At 60.0% G+C, this 16,123-nt stretch carries 12 protein-coding genes; 3 read left to right on the forward strand and 9 right to left on the reverse strand.

What is annotated here, in order from left to right; translation table 11 throughout:
- Positions 1-14 precede the first annotated feature (14 nt).
- From phaZ to ACM6IR_RS00890, 8 genes are all read right to left on the reverse strand, one after another.
- Positions 15-869 carry a poly(3-hydroxyalkanoate) depolymerase gene (gene phaZ / locus ACM6IR_RS00855; RefSeq protein WP_414905942.1) on the reverse strand — a complete coding sequence of 285 codons (855 nt, stop codon included), beginning with the start codon at positions 867-869 and terminating at the stop codon, positions 15-17.
- Positions 870-1,017: 148 nt separating this feature from the next.
- Positions 1,018-2,697, reverse strand: coding sequence for a class II poly(R)-hydroxyalkanoic acid synthase (phaC, locus tag ACM6IR_RS00860; RefSeq protein WP_414905943.1), 1,680 nt, complete (start codon positions 2,695-2,697; stop codon positions 1,018-1,020).
- 259 nt (positions 2,698-2,956) lie between these two features.
- Positions 2,957-3,334, reverse strand: coding sequence for a gamma-butyrobetaine hydroxylase-like domain-containing protein (locus tag ACM6IR_RS00865; protein WP_414905944.1), 378 nt, complete (start codon positions 3,332-3,334; stop codon positions 2,957-2,959).
- Positions 3,335-3,454: 120 nt separating this feature from the next.
- Positions 3,455-4,795: an ATP-dependent protease ATPase subunit HslU gene (hslU, locus tag ACM6IR_RS00870; protein WP_414905945.1), complete on the reverse strand. Its 1,341-nt coding sequence runs from the start codon at positions 4,793-4,795 to the stop codon at positions 3,455-3,457.
- 55 nt (positions 4,796-4,850) lie between these two features.
- On the reverse strand, positions 4,851-5,381 hold the full coding sequence (gene hslV, locus ACM6IR_RS00875; protein WP_007899242.1) for an ATP-dependent protease subunit HslV: 531 nt from the start codon (positions 5,379-5,381) through the stop codon (positions 4,851-4,853).
- Between the two features lie 225 nt (positions 5,382-5,606).
- A complete protein-coding gene (locus ACM6IR_RS00880; protein WP_414905946.1) occupies positions 5,607-6,314 on the reverse strand; it encodes an SPOR domain-containing protein in 708 nt (235 codons plus the stop codon).
- Between the two features lies 1 nt (position 6,315).
- Positions 6,316-8,052 (reverse strand): arginine--tRNA ligase, encoded by a 1,737-nt coding sequence (gene argS / locus ACM6IR_RS00885; protein WP_414905947.1) that lies wholly within the window; start codon positions 8,050-8,052, stop codon positions 6,316-6,318.
- Between the two features lie 220 nt (positions 8,053-8,272).
- On the reverse strand, positions 8,273-10,492 hold the full coding sequence (locus ACM6IR_RS00890; RefSeq protein ID WP_414905948.1) for a primosomal protein N': 2,220 nt from the start codon (positions 10,490-10,492) through the stop codon (positions 8,273-8,275).
- 285 nt (positions 10,493-10,777) lie between these two features.
- Between ACM6IR_RS00890 and rpmE the strand changes: the two genes are divergently transcribed.
- The 3 genes from rpmE (at position 10,778) to ACM6IR_RS00905 (ending at position 13,275) form a co-directional block, all read left to right on the forward strand.
- On the forward strand, positions 10,778-11,008 hold the full coding sequence (gene rpmE, locus ACM6IR_RS00895) for a 50S ribosomal protein L31 (protein ID WP_008080648.1): 231 nt from the start codon (positions 10,778-10,780) through the stop codon (positions 11,006-11,008).
- Positions 11,009-11,022: 14 nt separating this feature from the next.
- Positions 11,023-11,826, forward strand: a complete 804-nt coding sequence (locus tag ACM6IR_RS00900) for a thermonuclease family protein (RefSeq protein WP_414905949.1) — start codon at positions 11,023-11,025, stop codon at positions 11,824-11,826.
- Positions 11,827-12,006: 180 nt separating this feature from the next.
- A complete protein-coding gene (locus tag ACM6IR_RS00905; RefSeq protein WP_090176589.1) occupies positions 12,007-13,275 on the forward strand; it encodes a malic enzyme-like NAD(P)-binding protein in 1,269 nt (422 codons plus the stop codon).
- 241 nt (positions 13,276-13,516) lie between these two features.
- Here ACM6IR_RS00905 and ACM6IR_RS00910 read toward each other — a convergent pair whose 3' ends face one another.
- Complete coding sequence (locus ACM6IR_RS00910) at positions 13,517-15,955, reverse strand: penicillin-binding protein 1A (protein WP_414906025.1); 2,439 nt, start codon at positions 15,953-15,955, stop codon at positions 13,517-13,519.
- Positions 15,956-16,123 lie beyond the last annotated feature (168 nt).

Raw genomic sequence — 16,123 nt, forward strand, 5'->3', positions numbered from 1 at the left:
CGATTTAGGGTCGGTTACCGGCCCAATGGCGCCGGATGCGGATGCATTACCGCGCGCTGCCGTTCTTCTTCAAGGAATTTCATGATGATCGGCGCCACCGCTTCGGCCCGGGTAATCAGGAACAGATGCCCGTCGTCGATGATGTGTAACTGAGCGTTGGGAATCCGCCAGGCCAGCAGGCGCATGTTGATCAACGGGATCAGCGGATCATCGTCGCCGGCCAGTACCAGCGTCGGTTGATTGATCTTGTGCAGCCAGTGAATGCTGGTCCAGCCGAGGCCGGCGAACAGCTGCCAGTAGTAACCGAGCTTGCCCGCCGAGCGCACTTTTGCCGCGTGGCTCGCTGCCAGGGTCGGATCGCGACGGAACGCACCCCCATAAATCATCGGCGCAATGCGGATCACATGGGAGGGCTGGATGTAGCGCCGTGGGCTGGCCATCATCCACAGCACCTTGGGTTTGCCCGGCACCATCACCGCACCGGCCGCCGTGGCCGCCAGCACCAGCTTCTTGCAGCGCTCGGGATAGTCGTAAGCGAACTGCTGAGCGAGGGCGCCCCCCCAGGACACGCCAATCACGTTGACTTGCCCGTAGTCGAGATAGTCGAGCATCCGCGCCGTGAGTTTCGCCAGGCCCGGAAAGCGGTACGGCCGATTTGGCGTCGACGAGCCGCCGACCCCGGGTACGTCGAAAGCGATGACTTCCAGGTCCGGGTCCAGTGCCGCGATGAACGGAAACACCAGCTCCAGGTTGGCGCCGATGCCGTTGAAAATGAGCAAGGGCGTCAAGTGAGGCTTGCCGGGGCGTACTGCCGTGCGGAGGGTCTGGCCATCCAGGTCGACGGTACGAAATATGAACGGTTGCGGCATGCTTCAAGCCCTGTGGGTTAATTCATCCCCGGTCCCCTGTAGGAGCGAAGCTTGCTCGCGAAGGCGTCAGATCAGTCGAAATCCATGTTGAATGAGTGACCGCTTTCGCGAGCAAGCTTCGCTCCTACAGTAGGGTGGGGTGTGTCAGTTACCGCTCATGTACGTAGGTGCCCGGCGCAGCTTCACCTGCTGGATAAGCCTTGTTGCCCAATCTGGCTGGGGATTTTTTCAGCTTGCCCGAACGTTCGGCTTGCCATGCCTGCCAATGCAGCCACCAGGAGTCGGTATGTTTGGTGGAGTTTTCTTGCCACTCCTCGGCCTTGACCGGCATCTCGGCGCTGGTCATGTAACGCGATTTCGGGTTGCCCGGCGGGTTCAGAATGCTCTGGATATGCCCGCTGTTGGACAGCACGAATTCGACGTTGCCGCCAAACAGTTGCGCCGACTTGTAGCAGGACTTCCACGGGGTAATGTGATCGTTGGTGCCTGCCAGGGAAAAGATGTCGGCAGTGACCTGTTTCAGGTCAATCGGTGTGCCGCACACTTCCAGCGCATTGGGACGAATCAGTGGATTGTTTTTGAACATCTCGATCAGGTCGCCGTGGAATGCGGCGGGCAATCGCGTGGTGTCGTTGTTCCAGAACAGGATGTCGAAAACCGGCGGCTCGTTGCCGAGCAGGTAGTTGTTGACCCAGTAATTCCAGATCAGGTCGTTGGGGCGCATCCAGGCAAAGACTTTCGCCATGTCGCGGCCTTCCAGCACACCGGCCTGGTAGGAGTGGCGCTTGGCGGCTTCGAGTGTTTGTTCATCGATGAACAGCGCGACGTCGCTGTCCAGGGTGGTGTCCAGCACGCTCACCATCAGCGTCAGGGCGTTGACCTTCTTCTCGCCGATCGCGGCGTAGTGGCCCAGCAGTGCAGTGCAGGTGATGCCACCGGAGCAGGCCCCGAGCATGTTCACGTCTTTGCTGCCGGTGATTGCGGTGACCACGTCGACCGCTTCCTTGAGCGCCTCGATGTAAGTCGACAGGCCCCACTCACGCTGCTCCTTGGTCGGGTTGCGCCAGCTGACGATAAACGTCTGCAGGTTGTTGCGCAGGCAGAAGCGCGCCAGGCTCTTGTCCGGGCTCAGGTCGAAAACATAGAACTTGTTGATCTGCGGCGGCACCACCAGCAATGGGCGCTCGTACACCTGCTCGGTGATTGGCCGGTACTGGATCAGCTCCAGCACATCGTTGCGGAACACCACAGCGCCTTCGGTCACGCCCAGGGTTTTGCCGACCTCGAACGCGCCCATGTTGACCTGACTCGGCATGCCACCGTTGTGTATCAGATCCTTGGCCAGGTGCGAGAGTCCATCGAGCAGGCTTTTACCGCCGGTTTCGAAGAAGCGTTTGACGGCTGCCGGATTGGCCGCACTGTTGGTCGGGGCCATGGCTTCGGTCATCAGGTTGATCACGAAGTGCCCGCGACTGATGTCTTTGGGTGGCAGATTGCTGTCGTCGATCCAGTCGTGGAGTTCCTTGCGCCACGCCAGGTAGGTTTGCAAATAACGTTTGTAGAGCGGGTTCTGGCTCCAGGCCGGATCGGCAAAACGACGGTCATCGCTGTTCGGTTGCAGCTCGGATTTACCGAATAACACGTTCTTCAGTTCAAGGCTGAAATGGGCGACATGCCTGGCACTGTGAATCGGTTGTTTGATGGCCTGCCTGAGCACCATTCGAGCAGAAGCCAGTAAATCCTTTCCACGCAGACCAACGACAGGGTTCAGTCCCAAGGTATGTTCCGAGGCTTGATACTTCAAGTCATCGTTATTCTTGTTACTCATCTACGACGCTCCATTGTCCTGAGACGAGTACCTCGGTTCAGCTGCGCAGTTACACAGCCAATGCCAGGTACTACTGCTCGGGTGACCGTTAATTCTGCACCGCTGCTTTTTTATCGCAGAGAGCACTGCAGGGAACTTGCCAGTTCCATTGGTTACCCGAGTTTAATTTTTTTCGCAAGCGGGCCAATCAACGGACCCGAAGCGGAGCATTCAAACAGATGGAATTAGAAAATGCCCTCTAAAGAGCGAGAGGCCCGGATTAGAGCATCAGCTTGACGATGGATTGGTTCGGGTCGCGGGTTTTTCCGGCGGCTTTGAGTTCGGCAAGATAATCGTTCCACAGATCTTCCTGGCGCACGCCCAACTGGTACAAATACTCCCAGGTGAACAGGCCGCTGTCATGGCCGTCGTCGAAGGTCAATTTCAGTGCGTACTGACCGGCTGGTTCTACCTTGGTCAGCCCTACGCCGATCTTGCCAAATTGCAGGATAGGTTTGCCGTGGCCCTGGACCTCGGCGGAAGGAGAGTGCACGCGCAGGAACTCGGCGGGCAGGTGATGTTCTTCGCCGGACGCGTATTTCAGCGACAGGGTCTTCGAGGCTTTGTGCAGTTTGATATCGGTGGGGAGTTGGGTCATGGCCTGAGTTCCGTTATGGGGGGAACCCTGTAGGAGCGAAGCTTGCTCGCGATGATGTGTCAGTCGACATCAATGCGGCTGACACACCTTCGCGAGCAAGCTCGCTCCTACAAGTATGGCTTACAGGATATAACGGGACAGGTCTTCGTTCTGCGCCAATTCGCCGAGGTGGCTGTTGACGTAGTCGGCGTCAATCAGGATCGCCTTGTCGTCGTGGACACTGGCCAGGTCGCCGGCGCTGAACGACACCTCTTCGAGCAGGCGCTCAAGCAGGGTGTGCAGGCGACGGGCGCCGATGTTCTCGGTCTTCTCGTTGACCTGCCAGGCGATCTCGGCAATGCGCTTGATCCCGTCCGGCTGGAACTCGATGGTCAAGCCTTCGGTTTTCAGCAGTGCGCAATATTGTTCGGTGAGCGATGCGTGCGGCTCGCTGAGAATGCGCTCGAAGTCTTCCGGGGTCAGGGCCTTGAGTTCAACACGAATCGGCAGGCGACCTTGCAGTTCAGGCACCAGATCGCTCGGCTTGCTCAGGTGGAACGCACCTGAGGCGATGAACAGGATGTGGTCGGTTTTGACCATGCCCAGTTTGGTGTTGACGGTGCAGCCTTCGATCAGCGGCAGCAAGTCGCGCTGTACGCCTTCACGGGACACGTCGATGCCACCTGAATTGCCGCGCTTGGCGACCTTGTCGATCTCATCGATGAACACGATGCCGTGCTGCTCGACTGCTTCCAGCGCCTTGGCCTTCAACTCTTCTTCGTTGACCAGGCGACCGGCTTCTTCGTCACGGACCAGTTTCAGCGCTTCCTTGACCTTGAGCTTGCGGCTCTTGCGTTTGCCCTTGCCCATGTTGGCGAACAGGCTTTGCAACTGGTTGGTCATTTCTTCCATGCCTGGCGGCGCGGAGATATCGATGCCAGTGACTTCAGCGACTTCGATTTCAATTTCTTTGTCGTCCAGCTGACCTTCGCGCAGGCGCTTGCGGAACAGCTGACGGGTGTTGGAGTCGGCGGACGGGGCAGCGTCTTCGTTACTGAAGCCCATGCGTGCGGGCGGTAGCAGCGCGTCGAGGATGCGCTCTTCGGCGGCGTCTTCGGCGCGGTGGCGAACCTTGGTTATTTCCTGTTCGCGCAACAACTTGATCGCGGCGTCCGCCAGGTCACGAATAATCGACTCGACGTCGCGGCCGACATAGCCGACTTCGGTGAACTTGGTCGCTTCGACTTTGATGAATGGCGCGTTGGCGAGTTTTGCCAGGCGACGGGCGATCTCGGTTTTACCGACACCGGTCGGGCCGATCATCAGGATGTTCTTCGGGGTGACTTCAACGCGCAGCTCTTCAGGCAGCTGCATCCGGCGCCAGCGGTTACGCAGCGCGATGGCGACGGCGCGCTTGGCATCGTCCTGGCCAATGATATGGCGATTGAGTTCGTGGACGATTTCACGGGGAGTCATGGGCATAGTAATTGGCGGTCCTCAAGCAGCAGTGAGCCGTGGCGCAAAGGCCGAAACGGGCTTACTCAGCGAGGTCCTGCTCCTCAATGGTGAAGGTGTGGTTGGTGAATACGCAGATGTCGCCGGCAATGCCAAGCGCGGTTTCGACGATTTCGCGGGCCGACAAGTCGGTTTTCTTCAGCAGCGCGCTGGCGGCGGCCTGGGCGTAACCGCCACCGGAACCCATGGCGATCAGGCCTTCTTCGGGTTCAACCACATCGCCGTTGCCGGTGATGATCAGGGAAGCGTCTTTGTTGGCGACCGCGAGCATGGCTTCGAGGCGGCTGAGGGAGCGATCGGTGCGCCATTCTTTGGCGAGTTCGACGGCGGCGCGAACCAGGTGGCCTTGATGTTTCTCAAGCTGACCTTCGAAACGTTCGAAGAGGGTGAAGGCGTCGGCGGTAGCCCCGGCAAAACCGGCGATGACCTGGCCGTGGTACAGGCGACGAACTTTCTTCGCATTGCCTTTCATCACGGTATTGCCGAGCGAAACCTGGCCGTCGCCACCCATGACGACTTTGCCATGGCGGCGAACTGAAACGATGGTGGTCAAGTGAGAGTCTCCACGCAGCGGGGCGAAAATGCCTTATGGCAACTCATATGGGGGTGGTGGAGCGTATTTCAACTGTAGGACGAGGCGAGGGACGAGCGGTGTCATGCGGGGGGGTGTTTGTTCTGGCGCCTTCGCGGGCAAGCCTCGCTCCTGCAAGGGATAACGCAATCCTTGTAGGAGCGAGGCTTGCCCGCGAAGAACGATAACGCGGTACGGCTGACGAAATCAGCGGTTCTGGCGTTGTTGTAACAACAGATTGCTGAATCCTGCGCCGGCCAGTTGTTTCTGGGCCGTGGTCAGTTGTTCACGGTTGCTGAACGGTCCGACCAAAACCCGATACCAGGTTTCATCTTTAACCGTGCCGGACTCAACCGCCACCGCCTGACCGAGCAAAATGATCTGTGCGCGAACCTTGTCGGCATCCGTTTGCTTGCGGAACGAGCCGGCTTGCAGGAAGAACTTGGTCACCGGCGCCGCTTTGGACACCGGAGGCGCCGGAGGCGGCGTAATCCCGGCCAGCGCTGCCTGCGCCCGTGCAGTGTCGATCTTCGCCGCTTGTTCTGGCGTCACCGGCGTGGTCGGCACTGCCGGCACTTGTGGCGTCGGCAGGGTTTTCTCTGGCACCGCATCCGGCGGCACGATCACTTCCGATTCCGGCAGCAGGGTGTAGAAATCGTACTTCGGCTTCACCGGTTGCGTCGGGCTCGGCGGGGTCTTGTTGGCCTCGGCGACCTTGGTGGCTTTCTGCTGCTCGATCTTCTCGCGCTTGACGCTCTCGCTGCCCTTGCCCGGCTCCAGCTTCATCAGGAACACAACGAACGCGCCGACCGTCAGGCCGATGGCCATCCACAGCCAGCCCGGAATCGGTTTCTTTGCAGGAGCTTGGTAACGGCTGGCGCCACGCTTGGGTGCAGGTTTTTTCTTGGCAGCCAACTTACATACGCTCCAGAGTTTCCAGACCCAAGAGTTCCAGGCCTTGCTTGAGAGTGCGGCCGGTCAGCGCGGCGAGGCGCAGGCGGCTCTGCATTTGCGCCGGGGTGTCGGCGCCGAGGATCGGACAGTTCTCGTAGAAGCTGGAGAACAGGCCGGCGACATCGTACAGGTACGTGCAAAGGATGTGCGGCGTCCCTTTGTCGCAAACGTTGTTCAGCACTTCACCAAACTGCGCGAGCTTCGCCGCCAGCTCATGCTCGTGCGCGGCTTCGAGGGTGATCTGGCCTTCGACTTCGCTGAAGTCCTTGCCGAGTTTGCGGAACACGCCTGCCACGCGAGTGTAGGCATACAGCAGATATGGCGCGGTGTTGCCTTCGAAGTTCAGCATCAGGTCGAAGTTGAAGCTGTAGTCGCTGGTGCGGTGCTTGGACAGGTCGGCGTACTTCACCGCGCCAATGCCCACGACCTTGGCGATGTTGCGCAGTTCATCATCGGCCAACTCCGGGTTCTTCTCTTTCACCAGGGTATAGGCGCGTTCCTGGGCTTCGGTCAGCAGGTCGATCAACTTCACTGTTCCGCCATCACGGGTCTTGAACGGACGGCCATCTTTACCGTTCATGGTGCCAAAGCCCATGTGTTCCATTTCCATCGGGTGCGTCACGAAGCCGGCCTTGTGGGCGACTGCGAACACCTGCTGGAAGTGCAGCGCCTGACGCTGGTCGACAAAATACAGCGCGCGATCAGCCTTGAGCTTGCCGCTGCGATAACGCACGGCCGCCAGGTCGGTGGTGGCATAGAGATAGCCGCCGTCGGCCTTGACGATGATCACCGGCAGCGGGTCGCCGTCGGCGTTCTTGAATTCATCGAGGAACACGCACTGAGCGCCGTTGCTCTCGACCAGCATGCCCGCGGCCTTGAGGTCATTGACCACGTTGATCAGGTCGTCGTTGTAGGCGCTTTCGCCCATCACGTCGGCCATGGTCAGCTTGACGTTCAGCAGCTCGTAGATTTTCTGGCAATGCGACAGCGAGATGTCTTTGAACTTGGTCCACAGCGCCAGGCAGTCCGGGTCGCCGGCTTGCAGCTTGACCACCAGGCCGCGAGCGCGATCAGCGAACTCTTCGGATTCGTCGAAGCGTTGCTTGGCCGCGCGGTAAAAGTTTTCCAGGTCCGACAATTCGTCGCTGGTGATCGGGTTTTCTTGCAGATACGCCATCAGCATGCCGAACTGGGTGCCCCAGTCGCCGACGTGGTTCTGACGGATGACGGTGTCGCCGAGGAACTCCAGAACGCGAGCCACGCCGTCGCCGATGATGGTCGAACGCAAATGGCCGACGTGCATCTCTTTGGCCAGGTTCGGCGCCGACAGGTCGACGACAGTACGCTGCGCCGGGCCGGTCTTGCGCACGCCGATGTGGTCATCGGCCAGGGCGGCGTCCAGACGCGTGGCCAGGGCCTGAGTGTTCTGGAAGAAGTTCAAGAAGCCAGGGCCTGCGATTTCGGTTTTGGTGACATTCTCGTCGACCGGCAGCGCGGCGATGATTTTTTCGGCCAGATCGCGCGGCTTCATGCCGGCCGGCTTGGCGAGCATCATCGCGATGTTGCTGGCAAAGTCGCCGTGCGTCTTGTCGCGGGAGTTTTCCACCTGGATCGCCGGCGACAGGCCTTCAGGCAACACACCTTCGTTGACGAGTTGGGTGATGGCTTGTTGGATCAGCTGGCGAATGGTGTCTTTCATGGTCTTCTCTTTCGACCGCAAGCGCGGCGGCGCATCAATGCGCTGGTGGAAAAACTGGGCATTATCCGTTGCGAAGGCGGGCTTGCCAACTATAGCGGGCAGGTTATGGGTATGTGGTGACTATTTGGCCGTCTTCGCGAGCAGGCTCGCTCCCACAATGATTAGGTGAGTACCATAGATCCCTGTGGGAGCGAGCCTGCTCGCGAAGGCGACCTTCCAATCAATACAAATCGACCGGATCGACATCCAGCGACCAGCGCACTGCGCGCCCACTCGGCATTTGCTCCAAAACCAACAACCAACTGCTGAGCAACCGATGCAACGGCGCCCGCGCCGTGGCCTGCAGCAACAACTGTGCACGATAACGCCCGGCACGACGCTCCATCGGTGCGGGCACCGGCCCCAGCAGCTCTATACCGCTCAGATGCTGCTCGGCCAGCAATCGTTCCGCCGCACTGCACGCCTCATCGAGAAAACCTTCAGCCTGCCCCGGTTTGTGCGCTTCGGCGCGCAATAGTGCCAGGTGCGCAAACGGCGGCAGGCCCGCAGAGCGCCGTTCGCTCAACGCCTGCTCGGCAAAAGCGAAATAACCCTGTTCCGTCAGTTGCACCAGCAGCGGATGGTCGGCCAGGTGCGTCTGGATAATCACTCTGCCCGGCTCTTCAGCCCGGCCCGCGCGGCCCGCAACCTGGACGATCAATTGCGCCATGCGCTCGCTGGCGCGGAAGTCGCCGGAGAATAGTCCACCGTCGGCATCGAGAATCGACACCAGCGTCACCCGTGGAAAGTGATGCCCTTTAGCAAGCATCTGCGTGCCCACCAGAATGCACGGCTGTCCTTTCTGGATGGTCGCGAACAGCTGATTCATCGCGTCCTTGCGCGAAGTGCTGTCGCGGTCGACCCGCAACACCGGGACGTCCGGGAACAGAATCGCCAATCGCTCCTCGGCCCGCTCGGTGCCAGCGCCTACCGGACGTAAATCGACCTTGCCGCATTTTGGGCAATGCCGGGGCACGCGTTCGACGTAGCCGCAATGGTGGCAGCGCAGTTCGCCGGAACGTTGATGCACCGTCATCCGCGCATCGCAGCGTTGACACTCGGACATCCAGCCGCAGTCGTGACAGAGCAAGGTTGGCGCAAACCCGCGACGGTTAAGGAACACCAATACTTGCTGGCCGGCCGCCAGTGTCTGACCGATGGCTTGTTGCATCGGCCCGGAAATGCCGCTGTCCAGCGGACGGCTTTTCACGTCCAGACGCAGGAAGCGTGGTTGTTTGGCGCCACCGGCCCGTTCGTTTAATCGCAGGAGACCGTAACGACCGGTGTAGGCGTTGTGCAGGCTTTCCAGCGATGGCGTGGCGGACCCGAGGACAATCGGGATGTTTTCCTGTCGGGCACGCACCAATGCCAGATCACGGGCGTGATAGCGCAAGCCTTCCTGCTGCTTATAGGAACCGTCGTGCTCTTCGTCGATGATGATCAAGCCAGGGTTTTTCATCGGCGTGAACAGTGCCGATCGGGTGCCGATAATGATGTCGGCATCGCCGTCCCGGGCGGCGAGCCAGGCTTCGAGGCGTTCGCGATCGTTGACGGCAGAATGGATTAGCGCGATGCGTGCATTAAAGCGCTGTTCGAAGCGCGCCAGGGTTTGTGGGCCGAGGTTGATCTCCGGGATCAACACCAGTGCCTGCTTGCCGGCCTCGAGGGTTTCGCGGATCAGTTGCAAATAGACTTCGGTCTTGCCGCTGCCGGTGACGCCCGCCAGCAGAAACGCGTGATAACTGTCGAACCCGGCGCGAATCGCTTCATAGGCGGCGCACTGCTCCGGGTTGAGCGGCAGTTCGGGCTGCGCCAGCCAGTGTTCGTGACGCGCCCCGGGGGTGTGCTTGCGAATTTCCACCTGCACCAGGTCCTTGGCCAGCAGCAAATCCAGGCTGTCCTTGCTCAGCATCAATTTGCTCAGCAATTGATGGGCGACGCCGTGGGGGTGCTGGGCCAGCGTTGCCAGGGCTTCACGCTGGCGCGGGGCGCGGGCGATGCGCGGGTCATCCAGGCTGGCGCCGGGCGCGACGGACCAGAAGCGTTCCTGACGCGCTTCGGCCAGTTCACCTTGGCGCAGCAATACCGGCAGCGCCCAACTCAATGTGTCGCCGAGGCTGTGCTGGTAATACTGGGACGTCCACAGGCACAGTTTGAACAACGCTGGCGGCAATGGCGGTGTTGCATCGAGCAGGGCCAGCGCCGGTTTGAGCTTTTCAATCGGAACTTCGCTGTGGTCGGTCACCTCCACCAGTATCCCGATCATCTCCCGTCGGCCGAACGGTACCCGCAGGCGCATGCCGGGGTGCAACTGGGCACGCAGGACACCGGCCGGGGCACGGTAATCGAACAGGCGGCGCAGAGGCGAAGGCAGGGCGAGGCGCAAAATGGCGTCGGGCACGCGGGGGATTCTCTTTGGGCGGGCAATAAATGAAAGGCTGGGCGCGTAACCTGTAGGAGCGAGCTTGCTCGCGAAGCTGTGTCAGTCACATTGATGTCTACTGACACTCTTTCGCGAGCAAGCTCGCTCCTACAGGGGGCGGCGCTTTGGGGCGGGAGCCTAGCAGACGGTCGGTGTAAGGGACAGCTTGCGCGATTGCCACGGTCTGGTAGAATCCGCGGCCTAATTATGTGCGGTATTCAACAATAGTGTTGAGTGGCGGCACACTAGCCTGAGGAATACACCATGAAAGCCGATATCCATCCAGCGTACGAAACCATCGAAGTAACTTGCAGCTGCGGCAACAAGTTCGAAACTCGTTCGAACCTGTGCAAGCCACTGGGTACTGACGTATGCAACGAGTGCCACCCGTTCTACACCGGTAAGCAGAAGACTCTGGATACTGGCGGCCGTGTACAGCGCTTCGCAGACCGTTTCGGTGCTTTCGGCAAGAAAGCTCCTGCTGCTGCAGAGTAAGGTTGAAGGGCCCGATGGGCTTTTCCTTGCTGTTGAAAAAGGCGTCCCTCGCGGGCGCCTTTTTTGTGTCTGCGATTTGGCTTTCCGGCGCCCAGGCTTTTTGCCCGGCGCCGAGCGGTCTGACGTCGGTCGCGGTGCAACGAGTGGTGGATGGCGACACGCTGCGGCTGAGTGATGGCCGCAGTGTGCGCATGATCGGCTTGAATACGCCGGAATTGGGCAGGAACGGCCGATCCGACGAGCCGTTCGCAGTGGCGGCGCGCAAACGCCTGGAAGCGCTGGTCGCCGCCAGCGATGGGCGAGTCAGCTTGTTGCCGGGTAAAGAAGCCAGGGATCGCTATGGCCGAACCCTTGCCCATGTCTATGGCGCCGACGGCGCTAATGTCGAAGCGCAGATGGTCGCCGAAGGCCTCGGTTTCCAGGTGGGTATCGCGCCGAATGTCGATCTGATCACCTGCCAGCAAGCGGCGGAGCGCAGTGCCCGGCAAGCCGGCCTGGGGGTGTGGCGTCAATCACCTGTGCTGAAAGCAGAGCAGATCAGCGCTTCCGGTTTTGCCGTGCTCAGCGGTCGTGTGAGCAAGGTTCAGCGCAATCGCGGCGGGATTTGGATTGAGTTGCAGGACTCGGTTGTACTGCGCATTGCACCCAATCTGTCAGGGCAGTTCGATGTCTCGTCTCTTGAGCGGCTGAAGGGCAAGCAGATCGAGGCGCGCGGCTGGGTGCTGGATCGTTCGCGACGAGGCGGACTGAAAGAGGGGCAAGCACGCTGGCTCTTGCCAATAACTGACCCGGCGATGCTTCAAGCGGCACAGCAATGAAAAATTGTAGACATTTTTTATGATGATTGTGAACACTCTATCCCTTGTGTTCCGTGGCTCTTGGTCCAAAGTCGTAGGGCGGGGCGCTTGACAGGGGTGACTGGTCAGTCTTGTGGGGACTTTGCGACACGCGTATCCTCGGCGGTCCGTCTGTCCCACAGTAAAAAGCGGAATGCCCACATGTCTGATTTGAAAACTGCCGCTCTCGAATATCACGCCCATCCTCGTCCAGGGAAGCTGAGTGTCGAGCTCACCAAGGCCACCGCTACCGCCCGCGACCTGTCGCTGGCCTACAGCCCCGGCGTAGCCGAACCAGTACGCGAAATTGCTCGCGATCCTGAACTGGCCTACAAATACACCGGCAAAGGCAACCTGGTTGCAGTCATTTCCGATGGCACCGCAATTCTCGGCCTGGGTAACCTCGGCCCATTGGCTTCCAAGCCTGTTATGGAAGGTAAAGGCGTGCTGTTCAAGCGCTTCGCCGGCATCGACGTTTTCGACATCGAAGTCGACTCCGAAAGCCCGCAAGCCTTCATCGACACCGTAAAACGCATCTCCATCACCTTCGGTGGCATCAACCTGGAAGACATCAAGGCGCCTGAGTGCTTTGAGATCGAACGTGCTCTGATCGAGCAGTGCGATATTCCGGTGTTCCACGATGACCAGCACGGCACCGCGATCGTTACCGCGGCCGGCATGATCAACGCCCTGGAAATCGCTGGCAAAACCCTCGCTGACGCCAAGATCGTCTGCCTGGGCGCCGGTGCTGCCGCCATCTCCTGCATGAAATTGCTGGTGAGCATGGGTGCCAACATCGAAAACATCTTCATGGTTGACCGTACCGGCGTGATCCACTCCGGCCGTGACGACCTGAACCAGTACAAGGCTGTCTTCGCTCACGCGACCGACAAGCGCACCCTGGCTGACGCCCTGGCCGGTGCAGACGTGTTCGTTGGCCTGTCCGGCCCGAACCTGCTGAGCGCCGAAGGCTTGAAATCCATGGCGGCCAACCCGATCGTGTTCGCGTGCTCGAACCCTGATCCTGAAATCGCCCCGGAATTGGCCCACGCCACCCGTGACGACGTGATCATGGCGACCGGCCGTTCGGACTACCCGAACCAGGTCAATAACGTACTGGGCTTCCCGTTCATTTTCCGCGGTGCCCTGGACGTTCGCGCCAAGCGCATCAACGAAGAAATGAAAGTCGCGGCGGCCAACGCCCTGCGTGAACTGGCCAAGCTGCCGGTTCCTCAGGAAGTGTGCGACGCCTACGGCGGCATCAAGCTGGAATTCGGTCGTGAGTACATCATTCCGAAGCCAATGGATGCGCGTCTGATCACCGTGATCTCCGATGCTGTGGCCAAGGCTGCCATCGAGACCGGCGTAGCGACCCTGCCGTATCCGAAGAACTACCCGCTGAAAAGCGTGGATGACGTGTTCAACGGCTAAGCTGTAGTCGTATAAAAAGCCCCGGCTCTAGCGAGTCGGGGCTTTTTTTGTCTGTGGTTTTGTGGTGTCGGGGTGGGCCTCTTCGCGAGCAGGCTCGCTCACACAGGGTGGCGCATTCCAATGTGGGAGCGAGCCTGCTCGCGAAGACGGTCTGGCAGTCGCCACCTCTATAGGCCAATGCCACAGCAAAAAAAGCCCCGCGCTTCTTTCGAAGGCGGGGCTTTTGCGTTGCGTCATGCGATCAGAACAGGTCGATCGGCGCCGCCTCATCTGCTGGCAACGGGCTGCCGGGCGCAGTGCCGTTACCCAGTTCAGTCCCCGACGGTGGCGAATCTTCGGCCTTGAACAGCTCGAAGTAGGCGCCTGGCGTGCCTGGAAAGGCGGCGCGGCCGCTGACCGGGTCGACTCGCAGGCTGAGGATGCCTTCCGGCTCAGGCTGCGTATGGGGTGGCAAGCCTTTGAGGGCTGCGCCCATGTAGTTCATCCAGATCGGCAGGGCGACGGTGCCACCAAACTCGCGTTTGCCCAGGCTCTCTGGCTGGTCGAAACCGGTCCAGACAGTGGTCACGTAATCGGCATTGTAGCCGGAGAACCAGGCGTCCTTGGATTCGTTGGTGGTACCGGTTTTACCGGCAATGTCAGGGCGACCCAGGGCCAGGGCGCGGCGGCCGGTGCCGAGTTTGATGACGTCCTCAAGCATGCTGTTGAGGATATACGTGGTGCGGCCATCGATGATGCGTTCGGCCACGGCCGGCGTTTGCGGAGTTGGCTGGGCGGTCGGCGCTTCGCCAGGTGTTGCATTGACTGTGAAGGTATTGGCGACCGGAGCAGCGATACCGCTGCTGGCTACCTCACCTTTGGGTACGCTCGCCGGGTTGGCGACGAACAGCGTGTCACCATTGCGGCTTTCGATCTTGTCGATGATGTACGGGCTGATCTTATAGCCGCCGTTGGCGAAGGTGCTCCAGCCGGTGGCAATTTCCATGGGCGTCAGGGTTGCAGTGCCCAGGGCCAGGGACAGGTTGCGCGGCAGGTCCTGCTTGTTGAAGCCGAACTTGCTGATGTAGTCGATGGTGCGATCAACGCCCAGCGCCTGCACCAGTCGGATCGACACCAGGTTGCGCGACTTGTAGAGCCCTTCACGGAGGCGGATCGGGCCGAGGAAGGTGTTGGTGTCGTTCTTCGGGCGCCAGACTTTATCCAGGTACTCGTCGACGAACACGATCGGTGCATCGTTCACCAGGGTCGCGGCGGTGTAGCCATTATCCAGCGCGGCGCTGTAGACGAATGGCTTGAAGCTCGAGCCCGGCTGACGCTTGGCCTGCAGGGCGCGGTTGTAGTTGCTTTGCTCGAAGGCAAAACCACCGACGAGTGATCGAATGGCACCGTTCTGCGGGTCAAGGGAAACCAGCGCGCCCTGGGCCTGTGGAATCTGGCTGAACTTCAGCGAGTTGTCCGGCTGGCGCTGCACACGAATCAAATCACCGACCTGTGCAACGTCCGATGGCTGCTTCGGATTGGCACCCATGCTGTTGGTGTTCAGAAACGGGCGCGCCCATTTCATGCTGTCCCAGCTGACGTGTTCGTCGCCGGTGCGGGTCATGACTTGCAGGCCGTTCTTCTCGACCTGGGTGACGATGGCCGGTTCAAGGCTGCTGATGGTGCGTTGCTTGGTCAGCTCGGTGCTCCAGGCTTCGCGAGTCTTGCCTGGCAGACGCGACTCGGGGCCGCGGTAACCATGCCGCTGATCGTAGGTCATCAAGCCTTCGTGGACTGCCGTGTTGGCCAACTCCTGCAGATTGCTCGGCACGGTGGTGGTCACGCGAAAGCCCTCGGTGTACGCGTCACTGCCATAACGACCGACCATTTCGGCGCGGGCCATTTCAGCGATGTACGGCGCGTTCACTTCAGGTGTCGGCACGTGATAGCTGGCGTTCAGCGGCTCGTTGATCGCGGCGGTGTATTCGGTTTCGCTGATCTTGCCCAGCTTGTACATGCGCCCCAGGATCCAGTCGCGACGCTCTTTGCTGCGCGCCGGGTTGGCCAGCGGGTTGAAGCGCGACGGAGCTTTGGGCAGGCCGGCAATCATCGCCATTTGCGCCAGGCTGACATCACGAATCGACTTGCCGTAATAAACCTGAGCGGCGGCCTCGATGCCGTAGGCGCGGTTGCCCAGGTAGATCTTGTTGACGTACAGCTCCAGGATCTCGTCCTTGGTCAGTTGTCGTTCGATCTGCAGGGCCAGGAGGATTTCAGTGGTCTTGCGCGAGAAGCTGCGTTCGCTGCTCAGGAAGAAGTTCTTCGCCACCTGCATGGTGATGGTGCTGCCGCCGGACTGGATGTGCCCGCTTTTTACCAGCTGGGTCGCAGCACGCATCAGGCTGCTGGGATCGACGCCGTAGTGGTTGGCGAAATTGTCGTCTTCAGCACTTAGTAACGCATTAATGAAATTGGGGGGAATGTCGGCGAAACGGATCGGTGTACGGCGCATTTCGCCAAACTCTGCGATCAACTTGTTGTCGCTGCTGTAAACCCGCAGGGGAATCTGCAACTGGATGCTTCTCAGCGCCTCTACCGACGGTAATCCAGGGCTAAGGTAAAGATAGGCGCCGCTGAGACCTAAGAGCAGTCCGCAGAAAACGGCGACGATGGACCAACCGAAAAATTTCAGCAGACGAATCAAGGCTTTTGGATATCCAGGGCAAAGAATGAATGAGGCATCAGGGTCCAGGCTAAAAGGAGAATGACCCGCAAAACCGGAAAAAAACGCTGGGCATTATAAGCATTTTTCTGTCGCAAGCGTCATTTGCGCTGCTGTCAAGACGGATGAATGGAACGCAATGGACAT

Source organism: Pseudomonas sp. IT-P253, from assembly GCF_949768125.1.
Classification (GTDB): domain Bacteria; phylum Pseudomonadota; class Gammaproteobacteria; order Pseudomonadales; family Pseudomonadaceae; genus Aquipseudomonas.